The sequence below is a fragment of the Staphylococcus sp. HMSC36A10 genome (assembly GCF_001838845.1).
Classification (GTDB): Bacteria; Bacillota; Bacilli; order Staphylococcales; family Staphylococcaceae; genus Staphylococcus; species Staphylococcus aureus.
Genome location: NZ_KV839086.1, coordinates 63,250 through 82,360 on the forward strand (window position 1 = coordinate 63,250; position 19,111 = coordinate 82,360).

Consider the following 19,111-nt stretch of genomic DNA (forward strand, 5'->3'; position numbering starts at 1 on the left):
AGAAGGGAGTAACGCTTATCATGAATCAAGTCATGAATATTATTTCATCTCTATTTGAGCCATTAACAAAAATAGAAACATATGAAAACATTGCAACTAAAATCTCTATGATTGTTATTTATATTATCGTAGCCCTCATAGTTATTAAAATACTGAATAAAATGATTGAACAGGGATTTAAGATTCAAAATAAGAGTAAAAAGAGTAACAAAAAGCGCTCTAAAACTTTAATATCTCTTGTTCAAAATGTAGTGAAGTATATCGTTTGGTTTATAGTTATTACGACGATTTTAAGTAAATTTGGCATTAGTGTTGAAGGTGTTATTGCAAGTGCTGGTGTCGTAGGTTTAGCAGTAGGTTTTGGTGCTCAAACCATTGTTAAAGACGTTATTACTGGATTTTTCATTATATTTGAAAGTCAATTTGATGTAGGTGATTATGTTAAAATAAACAATGGTGGTACGACTGTGGCAGAGGGAACGGTTAAATCAATAGGACTTCGTTCAACACGAATCAATACAATTTCAGGAGAATTAACAATTTTACCAAATAGTAGTATGGGTGAAATAACGAACTACTCAATTACAAATGGTACAGCTATCGTTAAAATTCCAGTGTCTGTCGAAGAAAACATTGATAATGTTGATAAAAAACTAAACAAACTATTTACTTCTTTACGTAGTAAATATTACTTATTTGTTAGTGATCCGGTTGTTATTGGTATTGATGCTATTGAAGATACAAGAGTAATATTGAGAATATCTGCAGAAACAATTCCAGGTGAAGGATTTGCTGGAGCTCGAATTATTCGCAAAGAAGTACAAAAAATGTTTTTACAAGAAGGTATTAAAACACCTCAACCAATTATGACTGCTTATAATCATAGTGAAAACGGTGTTTAGTAGTTTATAATACATGGAGGTCATATTTAATGGCGTCAAAATATGGAATAAATGATATAGTAGAAATGAAAAAACAACATGCGTGTGGAACAAACCGTTTTAAGATTATTAGAATGGGTGCAGACATAAGAATTAAATGTGAAAATTGTCAAAGAAGTATTATGATTCCACGTCAAACGTTTGATAAAAAACTTAAAAAAATCATCGAATCTCATGATGATACACAAAGATAGGAGAATGATTAATGGCTTTAACAGCAGGTATCGTTGGATTGCCAAACGTTGGTAAATCAACATTATTTAATGCAATAACAAAAGCAGGTGCTTTAGCAGCGAACTATCCATTCGCTACGATTGATCCTAATGTAGGGATAGTAGAAGTGCCAGATGCTAGATTACTTAAATTAGAAGAAATGGTTCAACCTAAAAAGACATTGCCGACTACATTTGAATTTACAGATATCGCTGGTATTGTGAAAGGTGCTTCAAAGGGAGAAGGGTTAGGTAATAAATTCTTATCACATATTAGAGAAGTAGATGCGATTTGTCAGGTCGTTCGTGCATTTGATGATGATAACGTAACTCATGTTGCTGGTCGAGTAGACCCTATTGATGATATTGAAGTTATTAATATGGAATTAGTACTAGCGGACTTAGAATCTGTTGAGAAACGTTTGCCTAGAATTGAAAAATTAGCACGTCAAAAAGATAAGACTGCTGAAATGGAAGTACGTATTTTAACAACTATTAAAGAAGCTTTAGAAAATGGTAAACCCGCTCGTAGTATTGACTTTAATGAAGAAGATCAAAAATGGGTGAATCAAGCGCAATTACTGACTTCTAAAAAAATGCTTTATATCGCTAATGTTGGTGAAGATGAAATTGGTGATGATGATAATGATAAAGTAAAAGCGATTCGTGAATATGCAGCGCAAGAAGACTCTGAAGTGATTGTTATTAGTGCAAAAATTGAAGAAGAAATTGCTACATTAGATGATGAAGATAAAGAAATGTTCTTAGAAGATTTAGGTATCGAAGAACCAGGATTAGATCGATTAATTAGAACAACTTATGAATTATTAGGATTATCAACATATTTTACTGCTGGTGTGCAAGAAGTACGTGCTTGGACATTTAAACAAGGTATGACTGCACCTCAATGTGCTGGTATCATTCATACTGATTTTGAACGTGGATTTATCCGTGCCGAAGTAACAAGTTATGACGACTATGTACAATATGGTGGCGAAAGTGGCGCTAAAGAAGCGGGCAGACAACGATTAGAAGGTAAAGAATATATTATGCAAGATGGTGATATCGTTCATTTCAGATTTAATGTATAAACGATAGAGTGAAGTTAATTAAATAGTATATATGGAGAAGAGGCGGAATCAATTGTTCGCCTCTTTTAATTATGCGTATAATTTATTAAAAGAATGGAATAATTTTACTCGCGTTAATAATATCTTGAGTGCTGAAAAATTGTTTGCCTTCGCCAGTATAAGCAGGCTCTAAAACAAGATTAGCCTTTGCACAATAAAGCCATTCAGGATGAATGCCACTATTAAGTATCTCTTGGAATTCTTGAAAATCTTTAGACCAATCAATATTTAAATTCATTCCTTACCACCTCACAACTATTATAGAACACGTGTTCGCTTTTGTGGAGTGTATTTTTAAAAATATCATAGAAAATTTCAAATGAATTAATGTCAAAAATGATATGAAGAGTAGTTTGAATTATTATTGTAAAAAGTAATGGCGCATGATATAATTCTTTATTGTGAGTAATGAAAATTATTCCTTGCTTATCTGTTTTAAGATTGATAAGCCGTATAGACCACAAGGAGGTGCAAATATAAAATGAGAACATATGAAGTTATGTACATCGTACGCCCAAACATTGAGGAAGATGCTAAAAAAGCGTTAGTTGAACGTTTCAACGGCATCTTAGCTACTGAAGGTGCAGAAGTTTTAGAAGCAAAAGACTGGGGTAAACGTCGCCTAGCTTATGAAATCAATGATTTCAAAGATGGCTTCTACAACATCGTACGTGTTAAATCTGATAACAACAAAGCTACTGACGAATTCCAACGTCTAGCTAAAATCAGTGACGATATCATTCGTTACATGGTTATTCGTGAAGACGAAGACAAGTAATAATTAGAGGGGGCGTTTAAATGCTAAATAGAGTTGTATTAGTAGGTCGTTTAACGAAAGATCCGGAATACAGAACCACTCCCTCAGGTGTGAGTGTAGCGACATTCACTCTTGCAGTAAATCGTACGTTCACGAATGCTCAAGGGGAGCGCGAAGCAGATTTTATTAACTGTGTTGTTTTTAGAAGACAAGCAGATAATGTAAATAACTATTTATCTAAAGGTAGTTTAGCTGGTGTAGATGGTCGCTTACAATCCCGTAATTATGAAAATCAAGAAGGTCGTCGTGTGTTTGTTACTGAAGTTGTGTGTGATAGTGTTCAATTCCTTGAACCTAAAAATGCGCAACAAAATGGTGGCCAACGTCAACAAAATGAATTCCAAGATTACGGTCAAGGATTCGGTGGTCAACAATCAGGACAAAACAATTCGTACAATAATTCATCAAACACGAAACAATCTGATAATCCATTTGCAAATGCAAACGGACCGATTGATATAAGTGATGATGACTTACCATTCTAATAAAAATTAACGAAATTAAAGCGAAAAAATTATCAAAGGAGGCACACAATCATGGCAGGTGGACCAAGAAGAGGCGGACGTCGTCGTAAAAAAGTATGCTATTTCACAGCAAATGGTATTACACATATCGACTACAAAGACACTGAATTATTAAAACGTTTTATCTCAGAACGCGGTAAAATTTTACCACGTCGTGTAACTGGTACTTCAGCTAAATATCAACGTATGTTGACTACAGCTATCAAACGTTCTCGTCATATGGCATTATTACCATATGTTAAAGAAGAACAATAATATATAATTTATTGTCAAACCCCGTAGGCATAGGCTTACGGGGCTTTTTGTGTTTTGGGGTATAGAAAAAGGGCAAAAAAGGATGATGTGAATGTTTTGTGTTCGGAATTTGCACAAAGATATGTTTATATTGCAAAAATAATATGAATTTAGATGCATAAAAAAAGAACTACGCATTTTAAATAAAATGCATAGCTCTTCTTTTTCTTGCATACGAATTAAAATAACTCGCGAGACCTATAAGTCTCTTTCCTCACTAGATAGTTTATACTTTTGGTCTGTTGAAGTCAATAATTTTATCTAAAGCTATAAAAAATCTTTTGATAGCTAATGCATTATTATAATAGCTTTCGTTTCTTTTATATCGCTTTTGAAGTTGGTCCAAATCGTGATATCTTGCTTGGATAATTGCATTACTACAAACTTGATTATGTAATTCTAGCGTAGCGAAAGTATCTATGAAATTTTTTATTCCGAACATGTTTCTAGATATGCCTATATTATTCCCTTTTTCAAATAAATATTGAGGAGATCTACTGTCATAATTTAGATTTGCTATGATGGGTTGGTTATGAGCTGATTTGTTTCTTATATTTTTAACTAAAGGCATTAAAATATTAGCAACTCTCAATTCTTCGTCATTGTACTTCTTGTAATAGAAGTTGAGAAACGAAACGAATTGACCTAGTTGCATGAATTCAATGCAAACCCATGCGGGTGGATTTTGATAGTATTTATTCAACTTCTCGGGTAGTTGTCCTCGTTTATTCATATGCTTGAATATTTCGTTTTTATTTTTGATTTTGGTTTCCATAACTTCTTCTGGTGTTCTTGAATTTGTGTCAAAATTTGAATTGCTATATGATTTATCAATACATAAGAACTCATCTATTATTTTATAACCATCTTCTTGGTTATTTTCTGTTATTAGTTTTAAGACTAGACACTTTAAACTATGTTCAATATCTAAAGTTAAATGCAACATTGTGTATCTTAATTTCATATCTATAGTTGCTAAATCTGATAAATAAGCAAATTCTATGAAATAGCCGCCATTCTTTTTTTCGAAATTTTTTCGGAAATAAGCTAGTTTGAAGAAGTGATTATTTTTTCTAAGAATTTCATTTGCTTTTTCGGTGTCAATAATATTAAAAAATATATTCATCTGTTTTAATTTCGCTATTTGCTCATCAAAATTGAGCATAGGCTTAATTTCTGCTAGTGTATCATCTTTTTCCAATTTTAACTCCCCAATCATTCAAATTTATTCATCATATCTTTCGCCATCTGATTAGTAACATGTGTGTATATCTCTAGATTTTTTTATAATCTGAATGACCTACATGCTCTTGCATTGCTTTTAAGTTAATTCCTAATTGAGCAAGTGTAGATATATGCGAATGATGTAATGTATGCGTCGTTACAGGTTTCTTAATAGAACTAATCTCAGTTGTCTCTTTGATAGTGCCCCCTTTAATAATGTTGCTAATTTTGTTCGAGTCGATAGGGCCACCAGCTGCATTTGTGAATATGTACCCTATATTAATAAACTTATCATTACAAGCATAAGTGTTCTTAGTAAGTCGATGCTATGGATAGTGAGGCCTATAGCCCTATAGCTGTTACTTGTTCTAGTTGTCTCTTTTACTCCGGATGCTCCCGTCATTTTTCAGTTATCCAATTAACTTTACCGTCGATATCTAGCGTTTTATCTTCATAGTTTATATTTACTCTCTTTATTGCAAGTAGCTCACCGATACGCATGTCATTAGCAATTTGAAACTGTACCATAGCTTTTACCATTTTATAATTACGTTTTGTCGTTGGATATTTTTATACTTAATTACATAGTCGAAACAATCCAGTAACTCCTTATCTTCATTATCTTCTAAAGTGTTATTACGTTTAGCTAGTAACGCATCACTATAGGGATATCTATTTTATCTATTACACATATAACTTTGAATTGCTTACTATTTTAAATTAACAAATTCTATTCTCTTAGATTTAGTCCAATTATGTGTAGACGATTTATAGTTATTAAATTCAGAGTGGTAGCAAATTAAAGTTAATCAAGAGTTAAGATGAATTTAATTCATGAGCACGTCTATTATTTTTATAATTGAAGAAAATAAAGTTTTACTTCAAGGAGGTAATTAAATATGTTCAAAAAAAATGACTCGAAAAATTCAATTCTATTAAAATCTATTCTATCGCTAGGTATCATCTATGGGGGAACATTTGGAATATATCCAAAAGCAGACGCGTCAACACAAAATTCCCCAAGTGTACAAGATAAACAATTCCAAAAAGTTGAAGAAGTACCAAATAATTCAGAAAAAGCTTTGGTTAAAAAACTTTACGATAGATACAGCCAAAATACAATAAACGGAAAATCTAATAAATCTAGGAATTGGGTTTATTCAGAGAGACCTTTAAATGAAAACCAAGTTCGTATAAATTTAGAAGGAACATACAGAGTTGCTGATAGAGTATATACACCTAAGAGAAATATTACTCTTAATAAAGAAGTTGTCACTTTAAAGGAATTGGATCATATCATAAGATTTGCTCATATTTCTTATGGCTTATATATGGGAGAACATTTGCCTAAAGGTAACATCGTCATAAATACAAAAGATGGCGGTAAATATACATTAGAGTCGCATAAAGAGCTACAAAAAGATAGGGAAAATGTAAAAATTAATACAGCCGATATAAAAAATGTAACTTTCAAACTTGTGAAAAGTGTTAATGACATTGAACAAGTTTGAAATTAAGTTGAATTAGTATATACAGTGTTTTATTGCTAATACTTTGAAAGTTAGGTATCTAAAGGTGCCTAACTTTCTTTGTTATGATTAGCACCATCATATAGAAAATTCTTTAATGACGTTTATGCCGAAATCTACAAAAATAATTTCTCTTTTATGGTTAATCAATATGTTTTTACATTCGACAACCTTAAAATTAACTTCTTTCAATTCCATAATAAAGTCTCTATAAAATAACTTAGTTTAAAAACGATTCATATCTTTCAGATTCAAATACCATCATTTTCTACTAATACTTACACTTTAATTACAATTATGTAAGTTGTTTTCAGAGACATCCTATTTTATATTTTGTCAGAGGTGATCTTTTGAAAACGATTTTAAAAACAATAACATATCTAGCACTTACTATCATTGGCGCTTATGCTGCTTTATTCATTTTAAAAACAATAGACTCTCATGGTATAACAGATCAATTTAACCCATTAGTAAAGGAAGATGTTTCTTATGTTAAAACGACTGAGGTGTCTACTAGAATGGATGATCAACTCCGAAGTTATAGTCAAAGTGCTTTTAATAAAGAAGGGAAAGAGACGCAATTAATGTATACTGCTACATTTGATGTTAAACCGCATAGATACTTGAAAATTACACATAAAGGTCATCACGTAGAAACTTTTGAAGAAGTTGAAAAGGGGCAAGTACCTAAAAAAAGCATTAGACAAATTGAGTCGATTATAGCGTGCTTATATTACATGGTTCAATTATAAAATGAGTACGAACGAAAGTAACACATGATGATTAATTTAAAAATATTTGTAATAATTATGAATAAAATTAAAAACAAGGGGTAATACAATCTATATAGCATATAAGCTTTTGTTATGAGTTTCAAAAAAGGAAGAGAGAGTGATATTATGAAATTAAAATCATTAGCAGTGTTATCAATGTCAGCGGTGGTGCTTACTGCATGTGGCAATGATACTCCAAAAGATGAAACAAAATCAACAGAGTCAAATACTAATCAAGACACTAATACAACAAAAGATGTTATTGCATTAAAAGATGTTAAAACAAGCCCAGAAGATGCTGTGAAAAAAGCTGAAGAAACCTACAAAGGCCAAAAGTTGAAAGGAATTTCATTTGAAAATTCTAATGGTGAATGGGCTTATAAAGTGACGCAACAAAAATCTGGTGAAGAGTCAGAAGTACTTGTTGCTGATAAAAATAAAAAAGTGATTAACAAAAAGACTGAAAAAGAAGATACAGTGAATGAAAATGATAACTTTAAATATAGCGATGCTATAGATTACAAAAAAGCCATTAAAGAAGGACAAAAAGAATTTGATGGTGATATTAAAGAATGGTCACTTGAAAAAGATGATGGCAAACTTGTTTACAATATCGATTTGAAAAAAGGTAATAAAAAACAAGAAGTTACTGTTGATGCTAAGAACGGTAAAGTATTAAAGAGTGAGCAAGATCACTAAAAAGATTCGTTGCATTAACGCTTGTAAAATGTCTTAATTCATATTAATTATTAAAATACCCTCACAACGCAATGTAATATATCCAGTATAGATTTGAAAGGATATATGCCTAACGTGTTGTGAGGGTTTATTTGCATCTATTTATCCATGCGAATATCGACTTCTTCTAAATGTTTCTGATATTCTTTAACCTTACTTTCTAAAAACATTTCATATGGTGCATCAAAGAAATCAGCTAAATGCATGGCGTCTTTAAATTTAGGTTCATGGTGATGATTCTCCCATTCCCAAATTTGATGTGCTTCATATTTAGTACCATATTTCTCATTTAATTGTTGTGCTAATTCGTCAATTTCTAAATTATGTTTAGTTCGTAAGTTATATAAAATATGCATATTCATTGTTCATTAACCTCGCTTCTTGATTTAAAATTCAAAGATGCTCTAATAATATGTGTATATTCTAGTCCTATAACATAAAATAATCAAGCTATGAATTCGGCAGAAAAAATAATGTATATGATATTGCCGGTACAGAGACTTTAAATAACGATAGCTACATTGAATAAAATTGATATTCAATTACTACTTTTAAAAATATTTGGATAAAAATAATTTGAATTTGTTTTAGAATTGTAAATAAGGGGTACTACTTAGAATAACGCAAAATAAATAGAAAAAGGAGACTGAAAATTATGTTTGGATTTATTGGAATGTTAATTATCGGTGGCTTAATTGGATGGGCTGCTGGTGCTATTATGGGTAAAGATATCCCAGGTGGTATTTTAGGCAATATTATCGCAGGTATTATTGGATCATGGGTAGGTGGCAAACTATTCGGACAATGGGGTCCTGAATTAGGAAGTATTTACATCTTGCCAGCATTAATTGGTTCAATTATCTTAATTGCAATCGTAACGTTAATTTTAAGAGCTATGCGTAAATAATAAAAAAATTCAATTGGAAATTGAAATAAAGATGGCATTCAGTTGTCATCTTTTTTATTTGCGTGAAAATGGTCAATATGTATTATAATATTTGAAAATGTAGATAAGATAGGATTAAAAAGTAATAAATTAATATGAGGAAATTTTGGAAATAAAAAAGCGAGTATTTGACAAATAAAAAAAGGATGACGTTGGGTTGCGCCATCCAGGAGTATTATGTTCATGAATATAAAAGACTGTGTAGTCATTTAAGAACTACACCCATATAGTAACACATCACTTGATTAAAGACAATACTATTTTTAGAGTCATTAATTTAAAATATGAATTAATTCTTTTTTTAGAATAGAATATTAAGATTGATATCGAATTAGTAGTCAAAGTGTTATGGTAGATATGAAATACATAAGGTAAGGAGTAATATTATGACGATTTATTTAGTTAGACATGGCGAATCAAAATCGAATTATGATAATAAACATTTTCGATCTTATTTTTGTGGACAATTAGATGTGCCGTTAACGGATACTGGCACAAAAAGTGCAGACGATTTATGTGATTATTTTAAAGAGAAACAGATTAAACATGTATATGTTTCAGACTTATTAAGAACACAGCAAACGTTTGAACATATTTTTCCATATGACATTGCATCAACGACTACGCCTCTATTAAGAGAACGTTCACTTGGCGTATTTGAGGGTGAATATAAAGATGAAATCAGTGCGAATCCGAAATATGAAAAATATTTCAATGATCCAAACTTTAAAGACTTTCGTCATAGTTTTTCACAAAAAGCGCCTGAAGGAGAAAGTTATGAAGATGTATATCAACGCGTCGAACATTTTATGAATCATGTTGTCAATGAAGATACACAAAAAGATGATATCGTCATTGTTGCACATCAAGTTGTCATTCGTTGTTTGATGGTTTATTTTAACAAAGTTTCAAGGGAAGAAGCTGTGGATTTAAAAGTTGAAAATTGCAAACCATATATCATTGAATAGAAGTATAGAGGTTCTGAAAAGCTGTGTTTTATAGCTGCCTTCAGAACCTTTTTTGTATTTGGAATTTAATGGAAGTCATTCTTATCAACAGACTTACCACCAATAGCTAATGTGATAATTGCGCTTACGAACAAAATAATTGAAGTTATAAATGACGCTAATGTAAAAGGTGTAAATTGTGTGAGCGATAATATCAATGATAAAAAGAACCAAGAGATAGCCCCTAGAAATTGTAAAATAGCAGAAGAAATTCTAAAACTCATATAATCATATATAGCTAAAACAAGTGAAGGTAATGCGACTAATACCATTATAATGATGTTGAGGGTGAATAAATATGGCTGTTCAAAAGTTACTGTGTTTGGTCCTGTTGGATGCATTGCTGTTAAGAACAAGCAAACAATCGTCGATAAAATTGCTAAAATAATAAAAGTAATTCGAACTTTCATCATGATCATCCTTTGTTTATAGAGTCAATATAAGTATGGAATATGTTAGGTATATAGTCAAATGCGTCAACTAATGGGAATTTTAGGATGGATAGTGAATTTAAGGCAATTAAAAAAGCATCAAACAGTAATATGCTGCTTGATGCCCAAATGATGACTTTAGCTAAATTGATTAGTCACTTTTAAAGATAAAGAATTGTCATGAATTAAAGCACATGTAATGATGTGTTACATGTCGCAATGATGGCTTTCAGTTATTTATCGATAACATCACTCTTGATACCTTTAGATTTTAAGAAATCTTTAATTTTATCTTGTTGCTTTTTATTAACATCACCGGCATATTTTGTTGGCACGTCGACAACATTGATTTTATTTTGCGGTTGATAGCTAAGCTTTTCAATATCTTCATCAACATTGGCGATTGTACTATTTAAAGCTTTGAAGTAATTCATCATTAATTCAACGGGTTTCTTATATTCTTTAGGAATATTGTTTTCAGTGACAAATTTCTTGAAATGCAAATCGTTTTTAACAGCTAAGTTAGATAAGTGGCTAAGTGTTTCTGCTTGTTTTTCAGTCACTTTTGTTTGACTGTCAATTTGTTTATCTAGTTTATGTTGCATAATATATTTGTTATCAAGTATATCGCTATTTACAGACAAATACTTTTCTATAGCTTGCTTCATCTCTGCATCACTAATATCACTATTTTTCTTATCTGAGTTAAAGATATCTTTTGTTTCTAATTTTTTAGCGCTTTTAGGTGCATGGATGCCAGTACTTGTATGATGATCTTCGTTATCAGATTGATCGGACGCGCAACCTGTAAGAATTAATGTCGATGCTAAAAATGTACTTAGTAGTAATCTCTTTTTCATAATGTAATATAACTCCTTAGTTTATCTTTAATTGAAAAAATATGTATTCATGTTTAATAGAGTAACATTGAATTAGTTTGGAATGTCACGATGACCTTGCAATGACCATAGACGTAAATGATTACGTGCATGAGTTGCTTTTTCTATCAATAATGCATCATTTTGGACGTTGTTAAGGATAGCTTTATCTATAAATAACTGCATAATTGGTTGTACTAATTTAGACGTAGGTATCGTACGTAAAAGCATAATAATTTCGTTCACATACTTTTCTTTCTCAATATCATTTTTCATATTGATTTGTTTGCGTAGATAACTGGTAAACTCTTTAATTGCTTGATCAGATTTCAAATAGTGATGTCTATCATAATAGATTAATTCTTCAACCGAAGCTGGTACATAATATCCATCATCAGAAATATCAATGCCAGACGCCTCAGACTCGACAACATCAAATAACACAGGATGAAACACGAAGTCATCGTCAACATAATATAGCTCAGTACCAGCTAAAGTATCTAAGCTATATTGTAACTCTTCTTTACTAAAAGTAGCGTCATAAAATCTTTGTAAAAGATATAGTAGATGATTAGTTGATAAAATACCATACAAGTTTACAGAACCAAGTATAATACGAAGAGGTAAAATATCTTTTTTATCTATTAATCCTTTCTTAATCTCAGAAATCAATTGAGTGATTGCATCACTTCTTAAGCTATCGGTTGTACCAAAATCTTCAAAGTCATCATCTTCAAGTAGCATATCTAAGTCAACTTCGTCTTCCATAAATGATAATTCTAACGCGTTTTTAAACTCTGCTAAACTATTCTCAATTGTTTGCTCATTAACAAATTGATTTACAGCTTTCTCAAAATCACCATTGCCGACTTGATTCACGAAATTTTCAATATGTTTACGCACATCATTTGGCAAAATAAGACAATCATATTCAAAGTCGTAATAATAATAAAAATGAATAGTTAAAAAGTTATCAAAATTTATTAATTGCAGCTTTTCAAATTTAGTTAGTTCATTGTTTAATCGGTAGTTATCATCACTTTCAAGTATGCTAGAAAGAATATCAAACTCAAATAGAGTAGCATTAGAAAACACTTGTTCAATGATGTGATTATTATTGAAAAATGCTGTCATAATTAATTCAACAAGATTTTGTTTGTTTTTATTTGAGAATCCTTTGATACCATACTGCCTGCATATTGTTTTTAGCTCGTCATTAGTTTTTAACAGTAAAGCATGTTCTAATGTGACATCGTTTAAGCGCGTATGTTGTCTTACACGTAACACTTCTTCATTTAAATTCATATGGTTTATTGTATCTAACGATTCGAATTCACCGTATGCATTATCTAGTACCTCTGAATTGATATATCTTAAAAAGAAATTATTTACAAAGAACTCATCTTCGTTAAGTTGATAAACAAAACCTAGGTGATTTGTTAGCTTTAACATATTAACATCACGGCTATTTACGATTGTGACAGGGTTACCATTAGATATAAGTGTTTCTATAAATTTTTGTTCTGTCTTATCCATATCATGATAAATTTTATGTATATTTTCAGGGCGTAAAGCATGCATCGTGACTTCAAATCCTTCTTTTTGGGTCGGTAAATTAAAATATTCGCATGCGTTTTGTAATTTTCTTGGGTATATAAAATGAACATCAAGCATTTTTGCACACCTCGTTGTATATATTAAGTTTATCATAACATGATTTTATGTCGGGATAAAAAAATAACAGCATCTTAACAAATGTAAGATACTGTCAGTGAAACTGTGAAAACTTTAGTTTCTGATAATATAGTCAAAGGCATTTAATGCTGCATTTGCACCAGCGCCCATTGAAATGATAATTTGTTTGTTCTTCTGATCTGTGACATCGCCAGCAGCAAATATTCCAGGTACGTTAGTATTATTGTTACGATCAATAACAATTTCACCACGTTCGTTTAATTCAACAGCATCTTTTAACCATGATGTGTTTGGAAGTAAACCAATTTGAACAAAGATACCATCTAAGTTAAGTAGATGTTCTTCGCCGGTGCTCATGTCTTCGTAACGTATACCTGTAACATGGTCTTCTCCGACAACTTCAGTAGTTTTGGCATTTGTTTTGATATCAACATTTGATAAAGAACGTAAACGATCTTGTAACACGTTGTCTGCTTTTAATTCGCTAGCGAATTCGAATAATGTAACATGATTAACGATACCAGCAAGGTCAATTGCTGCTTCAACCCCAGAGTTACCGCCACCGATAACTGCTACGTCTTTATTTTCGAATAGAGGTCCGTCACAGTGAGGGCAGAATGCAACACCTTTATTAATCAATTGCTCTTCACCTGGAATGTTTAGCTTACGCCAACCTGCACCAGTAGCAATAATGACTGTTTTGCTTTCTAAGACAGCACCGTTTTCTAACGTAACTTTAATTGCTTCGTCAGTCTTTTCGATATCTGTAGCACGTATACCTGTCATTGCATCAATGTCATATTGATCAATGTGCGCTGCTAAGTTAGAAGAAAATTCAGAACCAGTTGTTTCTTTAACAGTAATGAAGTTCTCAATACCAGCAGTATCATTAACTTGGCCACCGATACGATCAGCAACTATACCAGTACGTAAACCTTTACGTGCTGTGTAAATCGCTGCACTACCACTAGCAGGACCACCACCAACGATTAAGACATCATAAGGTTCTTTATTTTCAAACTCAGATGCATCTGCCGTACTGCCTAGTTTCGAAAGAATATCTTGGATTGTCATACGACCATTGCCAAATTCTTCACCGTTTAAAAAGACAGCAGGGACTGCCATGATGTTTTCAGATTCTTCACGGAACACTGCACCATCAATCATAGAATGCGTGATGTTAGGGTTGATCACACTCATTAAGTTAAGTGCTTGAACGACATCAGGACATTTTTGACACGTTAAACTAATGAATGTTTCAAAATGGAATGAACCTTCTAAGTTTTTAATTTGGTCAATAATTGACTGTTTTTCTTTAGGTGCACGACCACTAACCTGTAAAATTGCTAAAACAAGTGAGTTAAACTCGTGACCTAATGGAATTCCTGCAAATGTTACACCTGTTTCTTCGCCAGGACGGTTGACTGAGAAACTTGGTGTACGTTTTAAAGACTTTTCAGAAAGTGAAAGTCTAGGTGACATATCAGAAATTTCTGTTAATAATTCTTTGAGTTCCTTAGATTTTTCATCTGAACCAAGGCTGGCAACGAATTCAACGTTGCCCTCCATTAGTTCTAATAATTGTTTAAGTTGTTGTTTTAAATCAGCATTAAGCATGGTTGTAATGCCTCCTTAGATTTTACCTACTAAATCTAAACCAGGTTGCAATGTTTTAGCGCCTTCTTCCCATTTAGCTGGGCATACTTCGCCAGGGTTTTTACGAACATATTGAGCTGCTTTGATTTTGTGAGCTAATGTACTAGCGTCACGGCCAATTCCGTCAGCGTTAATTTCAGATGCTTGTACAACACCGTCTGGGTCGATAATGAATGTACCACGTTGAGCTAAACCAGTAGCTTCATCTAATACATCAAAATTACGAGTGATTGTTTGTGATGGGTCACCAATCATAGTGTAAGTGATTTTGCTAATTGCATCTGAATGGTCATGCCATGCTTTGTGTACGAAGTGAGTATCAGTTGATACTGAGAATACATTTACGCCTAATTTTTGTAATTCTTCATATTGGTTTTGTAAGTCTTCTAATTCAGTTGGACAAACGAATGAGAAGTCAGCAGGATAGAAGCATACTACGCTCCAAGAACCTTTTAAATCTTCTTGTGTAACTTCTTTAAATTGATCTTTTTTTGGATCGAAAGCTTGCGCTGTAAATGGTAAGATTTCTTTGTTAATTAATGACATAAATATCTTCCTCCTAAGAATTTAAGTATGAATTAGAACTATCAATTGATTGCGCTTAATTATAATAATTCTAATCTCTTAGTTAGCATTATTACATTTTGATCCAGAATAGTCAACTGGATAACTTTGTAAAGTGAATGATTACTTTTAAAATAAAGAAAGATAATATAAAGTGCTTTGATAATGGATTTTGTAGTTGATGATTTAAAAGGTTGTGTCTATATTTAATATCTTGATTTTAATGTAAAAAATGTAAAAAAAGAAGATTTGTATTCTCAACTAAGTCAACCTTATTGATAATGGTGTGAGAATATTTGTTCGAGATGGATGAAGGTAATGAGTGAGAAACTGGATTTTTAAAGTATGAGACAATATTTTAAAAAGTTCAATTATTAACTTATAAGCAAATAATTGCTATAAAAAAGTTTGGACGTGTACAATTGCAATATGAAGATTTTAAATTAATTGTAAAGTATCGAGGAGTGGGTAACGTGTCAGAACATGTATATAATCTTGTGAAAAAGCATCATTCTGTTAGAAAATTTAAGAATAAACCTTTAAGTGAAGACGTTGTTAAGAAATTGGTAGAAGCTGGACAAAGCGCTTCGACGTCAAGTTTCCTGCAAGCATACTCAATTATTGGTATCGACGATGAGAAGATTAAAGAAAATTTACGAGAAGTTTCTGGACAACCTTATGTTGTAGAAAATGGCTATTTATTCGTCTTTGTTATTGATTATTATCGTCATCATTTAGTTGATCAACATGCTGAAACTGATATGGAAAATGCATATGGTTCAACGGAAGGTTTGCTAGTAGGTGCAATCGATGCAGCATTAGTTGCCGAAAATATTGCGGTAACTGCTGAAGATATGGGGTATGGCATTGTCTTTTTAGGATCATTAAGAAATGATGTTGAACGAGTTCGAGAAATTTTAGACTTACCTGACTATGTCTTCCCGGTATTTGGTATGGCAGTAGGGGAACCCGCAGATGATGAAAATGGTGCAGCCAAGCCACGCTTACCATTTGACCATGTCTTCCATCATAATAAGTATCACGCTGATAAGGAAACACAGTATGCACAAATGGCAGATTACGACCAGACAATCAGCGAGTACTATGATCAACGTACAAACGGGAATCGCAAAGAAACATGGTCGCAGCAAATTGAGATGTTCCTAGGAAACAAAGCAAGATTAGATATGTTAGAACAATTGCAAAAATCAGGCTTAATACAGCGATAGCAAGATACCAAAATAACCCGCCCCCTCTAGCTTAAAATGATAAGTATAGCTAGAGGGGGCGGGTATTTCTTGCAATGAATTAGTGTGAAGTTAATGCAGCATTATCATTTGAATCGAAAGTATCTTTATCCCAATGTTTAGTTAACTTGGCGGTACCTGTACCAGCTAGCATTGAATCGTTCACGTTTAATGCTGTTCTACCCATGTCAATCAATGGTTCAACGGAGATGAGCACGCCGGCTAAAGCGACTGGCAAGTTTAACGTTGACAACACCAATATGGATGCAAATGTAGCCCCGCCACCGACGCCAGCAACGCCGAATGAACTAATAATCACGACAGCGATTAACGTTACAATAAATTGTAAATCAATTTCTACATTAGCGACGGGTGCGACCATAATTGCAAGCATGGCAGGGTAAATGCCTGCACAACCATTTTGTCCAATCGACAATCCAAATGTCGCAGCGAAATTGGCAATACCTTCTGGCACGCCTAGACGTCTTGTTTGTGTTTGTACATTCAATGGTAAGGCACCCGCGCTTGAGCGTGATGTGAATGCAAAGATTAATACTTCCAAAGTCTTTTTAACATAGCGAATTGGGCTAATACCTAACAGGCTTAAAATAATTAAGTGAATGATATACATCGTAATTAATGCAGCGTACGATGCGATTAAGAATTTTCCTAAAGTCCAAATGGCGCCAAAGTCACTTGTCGATAATGTGTTGGCCATAATTGCTAATACACCGTATGGCGTTAAACGTAAGACGAACGTCACAATCGCCATTACTAGTGAATAGATAGCGTCAATCGCACGCTTAAGCAATTCACCATGATCAGGTTGTTTGCGTGCTACGCGTAAATAAGCAAATCCTATAAACGAAGCAAATATCACGACAGCAATCGTGGAAGTTGCACGTTGTCCAGTGAAATCTAAGAATGGATTTTTAGGCAATAATTCCAAAATTTGTTGTGGTAACGTATGTGCTGTTAAATCTTTCGCTTGTTTAGCAATTTCGCTTCCACGTGCTTGTTCAGCGTTACCAAGGTTAATTGTTGATGCATCTAAACCAAACACCAAGGCATAAACAACACCAACAATTGCAGCAATGGTGACAGTGCCAATTAAAAAGATAAAAATGAGACTACCAATTTTAGCAAACTTTTCTCCGATTTGAATTTTAGTGAATGCAGCGACAATAGAAATGAAAATTAAAGGCATCACAATCATTTGCAACAATGCAACGTAACCTTGTCCGACAATGTTGAACCAGTCACTTGTTGATGTAATAACATTCGAATGTGTTCCATAGACAAGATGTAATAACACGCCAAATACAATGCCGATACCTAAAGCTGTAAACACACGTTTCGCAAAAGATATATGTTTGCGAGCCATCATGTGCAATATTACGATGAAAATCACCAATACAATAATATTAATCAGTGTAAGAAAAGCATTCATGAACGTCACTCCTCAAATTTTTGAATATAATTCCGACTAGTATGCTAAGAATAATATTAATTTTAAAATATTTCAAGAGGGCATTTGCAATTAAATGTAAACATGATGAAATTCGACCGTTGGCATAAGGGAATTTGTAAACAAATCGTTTTGAATTTAGTAGAGAAAGGTGAAAAGGGTTAATAGTGTTATGACCTAGTCGATTAAAGTTGATATTTGAAAATGAAGCAGGGAATTAAACGCAATAAATTAAATAAGTTGTCATTACAGCGTTAATAATAGAAATGATTTTAACGGGAAAAAAGTGATGAATATTTGGAAAAGATATATATCGTGTACTGTCATGAGAGATAAGATATGAGAAAACAAATGTATCCTTGAATCGAGATGTGGCTATGGCGGTTTAATAAAAATTGCTAACCTCATATTTATTGAATAAAAAGATAATAAATGATCAACCTTGAAAAGACACTTCGAACAAACACGTTGTAAAAAATTCTGTCGAATCAAAATTAGCATCTTTTGAGGGTTCGTGTGTGCAGGTGGTAGTTCAAAAGCTACCGTAAAACAAATATTTTTGTTTGAGCAAAAAGGCGTTTGTAGAAAATGTGAATATGAGTGTGCCCTTGTGCGATTCGTCAGTTACTAACACAGCCAAACATTTAAATTGAATGGGCTTATAAGATGAATTAATTTAGGAATACACAGAAGCCATCCCATTTAAAAGTAACATACTACAAAAATTTATTCAAAATTCAATATTAATCATAATGAATAATTAAAAAACCTGAAACAAATTAGTTTGATATGCTCTCTTCAAAGTAGATATTGAAAGGAGTATATCAGCTTGTTTCAGGTTTTATGAATTGAGTATTACAGGCTGGGACATAAATCAATGTTCTATGCTCTACGAAGTTATATTGGCAGTAGTTGACTGAACGAAAATGCGCTTGTAACAAGCTTTTTTCAATTCTAGTCAACCTTGCCGGCGGGGCCCCAACAAAGAGAAATTGGATTCCCGATTTCTACAGACAATGCAAGTTGGGGTGGGACGA

General features: G+C 32.6%; 22 protein-coding genes and 2 pseudogenes. 13 read left to right on the forward strand and 11 right to left on the reverse strand.

Annotation, left to right across the window (positions count from 1 at the left end; all coding sequences use genetic code 11):
- The first annotated feature begins 20 nt into the window (after positions 1-20).
- The 3 genes from HMPREF3247_RS03310 to ychF are packed head-to-tail and all read left to right on the forward strand — an operon-like array spanning position 21 to position 2,244.
- Positions 21-902, forward strand: coding sequence for a mechanosensitive ion channel family protein (locus HMPREF3247_RS03310; RefSeq protein WP_001077603.1), 882 nt, complete (start codon positions 21-23; stop codon positions 900-902).
- A 29-nt stretch (positions 903-931) separates the two neighbouring features.
- Positions 932-1,135: a DUF951 domain-containing protein gene (locus tag HMPREF3247_RS03315; RefSeq protein ID WP_000157345.1), complete on the forward strand. Its 204-nt coding sequence runs from the start codon at positions 932-934 to the stop codon at positions 1,133-1,135.
- 11 nt (positions 1,136-1,146) lie between these two features.
- Positions 1,147-2,244: a redox-regulated ATPase YchF gene (ychF, locus tag HMPREF3247_RS03320; protein ID WP_001218732.1), complete on the forward strand. Its 1,098-nt coding sequence runs from the start codon at positions 1,147-1,149 to the stop codon at positions 2,242-2,244.
- Between the two features lie 85 nt (positions 2,245-2,329).
- Here the strand turns inward: ychF and HMPREF3247_RS03325 are convergent, their stop codons facing one another.
- Positions 2,330-2,521: a hypothetical protein gene (locus tag HMPREF3247_RS03325; RefSeq protein WP_001052483.1), complete on the reverse strand. Its 192-nt coding sequence runs from the start codon at positions 2,519-2,521 to the stop codon at positions 2,330-2,332.
- Between the two features lie 243 nt (positions 2,522-2,764).
- On the opposite strand from HMPREF3247_RS03325, the gene rpsF reads away from it, so the two are divergent.
- The 3 genes from rpsF to rpsR are packed head-to-tail and all read left to right on the forward strand — an operon-like array spanning position 2,765 to position 3,879.
- Entirely contained in the window at positions 2,765-3,061 is a 297-nt protein-coding gene (gene rpsF / locus HMPREF3247_RS03330; protein ID WP_001261460.1) for a 30S ribosomal protein S6, read from the forward strand.
- A 20-nt stretch (positions 3,062-3,081) separates the two neighbouring features.
- The gene (gene ssb, locus HMPREF3247_RS03335) at positions 3,082-3,585 is read left to right on the forward strand and encodes a single-stranded DNA-binding protein (protein WP_000934799.1); all 504 of its coding nucleotides are present in this window, start codon (positions 3,082-3,084) and stop codon (positions 3,583-3,585) included.
- Positions 3,586-3,636: 51 nt separating this feature from the next.
- Entirely contained in the window at positions 3,637-3,879 is a 243-nt protein-coding gene (gene rpsR / locus HMPREF3247_RS03340) for a 30S ribosomal protein S18 (protein WP_000897044.1), read from the forward strand.
- 265 nt (positions 3,880-4,144) lie between these two features.
- On the opposite strand, the gene HMPREF3247_RS03345 is transcribed toward rpsR, so the two are convergent.
- A complete protein-coding gene (locus HMPREF3247_RS03345; RefSeq protein WP_072419886.1) occupies positions 4,145-5,083 on the reverse strand; it encodes an Abi family protein in 939 nt (312 codons plus the stop codon).
- Between the two features lie 50 nt (positions 5,084-5,133).
- Positions 5,134-5,836, reverse strand: a pseudogene (locus HMPREF3247_RS14195) (tyrosine-type recombinase/integrase); the annotation flags it as partial.
- Between the two features lie 205 nt (positions 5,837-6,041).
- Here HMPREF3247_RS14195 and HMPREF3247_RS03355 point away from each other — a divergent pair.
- The 3 genes and pseudogenes from HMPREF3247_RS03355 (at position 6,042) to HMPREF3247_RS03365 (ending at position 8,143) form a co-directional block, all read left to right on the forward strand.
- Entirely contained in the window at positions 6,042-6,653 is a 612-nt protein-coding gene (locus tag HMPREF3247_RS03355; RefSeq protein WP_000473942.1) for an enterotoxin-like toxin X, read from the forward strand.
- Positions 6,654-7,021: 368 nt separating this feature from the next.
- Positions 7,022-7,394 (forward strand): annotated as a pseudogene (locus HMPREF3247_RS03360) (YxeA family protein).
- 176 nt (positions 7,395-7,570) lie between these two features.
- On the forward strand, positions 7,571-8,143 hold the full coding sequence (locus HMPREF3247_RS03365) for a PepSY domain-containing protein (protein WP_000769722.1): 573 nt from the start codon (positions 7,571-7,573) through the stop codon (positions 8,141-8,143).
- A gap of 137 nt (positions 8,144-8,280) precedes the next feature.
- Here the strand turns inward: HMPREF3247_RS03365 and HMPREF3247_RS03370 are convergent, their stop codons facing one another.
- On the reverse strand, positions 8,281-8,544 hold the full coding sequence (locus HMPREF3247_RS03370; protein ID WP_001055897.1) for a helix-turn-helix domain-containing protein: 264 nt from the start codon (positions 8,542-8,544) through the stop codon (positions 8,281-8,283).
- 293 nt (positions 8,545-8,837) lie between these two features.
- On the opposite strand from HMPREF3247_RS03370, the gene HMPREF3247_RS03375 reads away from it, so the two are divergent.
- Entirely contained in the window at positions 8,838-9,089 is a 252-nt protein-coding gene (locus tag HMPREF3247_RS03375; protein WP_000466739.1) for a GlsB/YeaQ/YmgE family stress response membrane protein, read from the forward strand.
- A gap of 38 nt (positions 9,090-9,127) precedes the next feature.
- Here HMPREF3247_RS03375 and HMPREF3247_RS03380 read toward each other — a convergent pair whose 3' ends face one another.
- Positions 9,128-9,337 (reverse strand): hypothetical protein, encoded by a 210-nt coding sequence (locus HMPREF3247_RS03380; RefSeq protein ID WP_000211676.1) that lies wholly within the window; start codon positions 9,335-9,337, stop codon positions 9,128-9,130.
- Positions 9,338-9,514: 177 nt separating this feature from the next.
- Here HMPREF3247_RS03380 and HMPREF3247_RS03385 point away from each other — a divergent pair, with 177 nt between their 5' ends.
- Positions 9,515-10,096 (forward strand): histidine phosphatase family protein, encoded by a 582-nt coding sequence (locus HMPREF3247_RS03385; protein ID WP_000158375.1) that lies wholly within the window; start codon positions 9,515-9,517, stop codon positions 10,094-10,096.
- Positions 10,097-10,161: 65 nt separating this feature from the next.
- On the opposite strand, the gene HMPREF3247_RS03390 is transcribed toward HMPREF3247_RS03385, so the two are convergent.
- The 5 genes from HMPREF3247_RS03390 to ahpC all read right to left on the reverse strand — a co-directional run bounded on the left by HMPREF3247_RS03390 (position 10,162) and on the right by ahpC (position 15,341).
- Positions 10,162-10,545, reverse strand: coding sequence for a hypothetical protein (locus HMPREF3247_RS03390; protein ID WP_000868260.1), 384 nt, complete (start codon positions 10,543-10,545; stop codon positions 10,162-10,164).
- A 254-nt stretch (positions 10,546-10,799) separates the two neighbouring features.
- A complete protein-coding gene (locus tag HMPREF3247_RS03395; protein WP_000746687.1) occupies positions 10,800-11,426 on the reverse strand; it encodes an NDxxF motif lipoprotein in 627 nt (208 codons plus the stop codon).
- Positions 11,427-11,498: 72 nt separating this feature from the next.
- A complete protein-coding gene (locus tag HMPREF3247_RS14815) occupies positions 11,499-13,118 on the reverse strand; it encodes a hypothetical protein (RefSeq protein ID WP_000887780.1) in 1,620 nt (539 codons plus the stop codon).
- Between the two features lie 114 nt (positions 13,119-13,232).
- Complete coding sequence (ahpF, locus tag HMPREF3247_RS03405) at positions 13,233-14,756, reverse strand: alkyl hydroperoxide reductase subunit F (protein WP_000930514.1); 1,524 nt, start codon at positions 14,754-14,756, stop codon at positions 13,233-13,235.
- Positions 14,757-14,771: 15 nt separating this feature from the next.
- On the reverse strand, positions 14,772-15,341 hold the full coding sequence (ahpC, locus tag HMPREF3247_RS03410) for an alkyl hydroperoxide reductase subunit C (RefSeq protein ID WP_000052781.1): 570 nt from the start codon (positions 15,339-15,341) through the stop codon (positions 14,772-14,774).
- A 491-nt stretch (positions 15,342-15,832) separates the two neighbouring features.
- On the opposite strand from ahpC, the gene nfsA reads away from it, so the two are divergent.
- The gene (gene nfsA / locus HMPREF3247_RS03415; RefSeq protein WP_001289311.1) at positions 15,833-16,588 is read left to right on the forward strand and encodes an oxygen-insensitive NADPH nitroreductase; all 756 of its coding nucleotides are present in this window, start codon (positions 15,833-15,835) and stop codon (positions 16,586-16,588) included.
- 79 nt (positions 16,589-16,667) lie between these two features.
- On the opposite strand, the gene HMPREF3247_RS03420 is transcribed toward nfsA, so the two are convergent.
- Positions 16,668-18,056, reverse strand: a complete 1,389-nt coding sequence (locus HMPREF3247_RS03420) for an L-cystine transporter (RefSeq protein ID WP_000991017.1) — start codon at positions 18,054-18,056, stop codon at positions 16,668-16,670.
- Between the two features lie 84 nt (positions 18,057-18,140).
- On the opposite strand from HMPREF3247_RS03420, the gene HMPREF3247_RS03425 reads away from it, so the two are divergent.
- On the forward strand, positions 18,141-18,239 hold the full coding sequence (locus tag HMPREF3247_RS03425) for a hypothetical protein (RefSeq protein ID WP_001792089.1): 99 nt from the start codon (positions 18,141-18,143) through the stop codon (positions 18,237-18,239).
- Positions 18,240-19,111: the final 872 nt, after the last annotated feature.

Coding starts and splice junctions, on each gene's coding strand:
- HMPREF3247_RS03395 (WP_000746687.1), bottom strand. CDS start 11,426: ATGAAAAAGAGATTACTACTAAGTACATTTTTAGCATCGACATTAATT.
- HMPREF3247_RS03325 (WP_001052483.1), bottom strand. CDS start 2,521: ATGAATTTAAATATTGATTGGTCTAAAGATTTTCAAGAATTCCAAGAG.
- HMPREF3247_RS03380 (WP_000211676.1), bottom strand. CDS start 9,337: ATGACTACACAGTCTTTTATATTCATGAACATAATACTCCTGGATGGC.
- HMPREF3247_RS03385 (WP_000158375.1), top strand. CDS start 9,515: ATGACGATTTATTTAGTTAGACATGGCGAATCAAAATCGAATTATGAT.
- HMPREF3247_RS03355 (WP_000473942.1), top strand. CDS start 6,042: ATGTTCAAAAAAAATGACTCGAAAAATTCAATTCTATTAAAATCTATT.
- HMPREF3247_RS03390 (WP_000868260.1), bottom strand. CDS start 10,545: ATGAAAGTTCGAATTACTTTTATTATTTTAGCAATTTTATCGACGATT.
- rpsF (WP_001261460.1), top strand. CDS start 2,765: ATGAGAACATATGAAGTTATGTACATCGTACGCCCAAACATTGAGGAA.
- HMPREF3247_RS03315 (WP_000157345.1), top strand. CDS start 932: ATGGCGTCAAAATATGGAATAAATGATATAGTAGAAATGAAAAAACAA.
- HMPREF3247_RS03310 (WP_001077603.1), top strand. CDS start 21: ATGAATCAAGTCATGAATATTATTTCATCTCTATTTGAGCCATTAACA.
- ahpF (WP_000930514.1), bottom strand. CDS start 14,756: ATGCTTAATGCTGATTTAAAACAACAACTTAAACAATTATTAGAACTA.
- HMPREF3247_RS03375 (WP_000466739.1), top strand. CDS start 8,838: ATGTTTGGATTTATTGGAATGTTAATTATCGGTGGCTTAATTGGATGG.
- ahpC (WP_000052781.1), bottom strand. CDS start 15,341: ATGTCATTAATTAACAAAGAAATCTTACCATTTACAGCGCAAGCTTTC.
- HMPREF3247_RS03365 (WP_000769722.1), top strand. CDS start 7,571: ATGAAATTAAAATCATTAGCAGTGTTATCAATGTCAGCGGTGGTGCTT.
- rpsR (WP_000897044.1), top strand. CDS start 3,637: ATGGCAGGTGGACCAAGAAGAGGCGGACGTCGTCGTAAAAAAGTATGC.
- ssb (WP_000934799.1), top strand. CDS start 3,082: ATGCTAAATAGAGTTGTATTAGTAGGTCGTTTAACGAAAGATCCGGAA.
- HMPREF3247_RS03345 (WP_072419886.1), bottom strand. CDS start 5,083: ATGCTCAATTTTGATGAGCAAATAGCGAAATTAAAACAGATGAATATA.
- ychF (WP_001218732.1), top strand. CDS start 1,147: ATGGCTTTAACAGCAGGTATCGTTGGATTGCCAAACGTTGGTAAATCA.
- HMPREF3247_RS03420 (WP_000991017.1), bottom strand. CDS start 18,056: ATGAATGCTTTTCTTACACTGATTAATATTATTGTATTGGTGATTTTC.
- HMPREF3247_RS14815 (WP_000887780.1), bottom strand. CDS start 13,118: ATGCTTGATGTTCATTTTATATACCCAAGAAAATTACAAAACGCATGC.
- HMPREF3247_RS03370 (WP_001055897.1), bottom strand. CDS start 8,544: ATGAATATGCATATTTTATATAACTTACGAACTAAACATAATTTAGAA.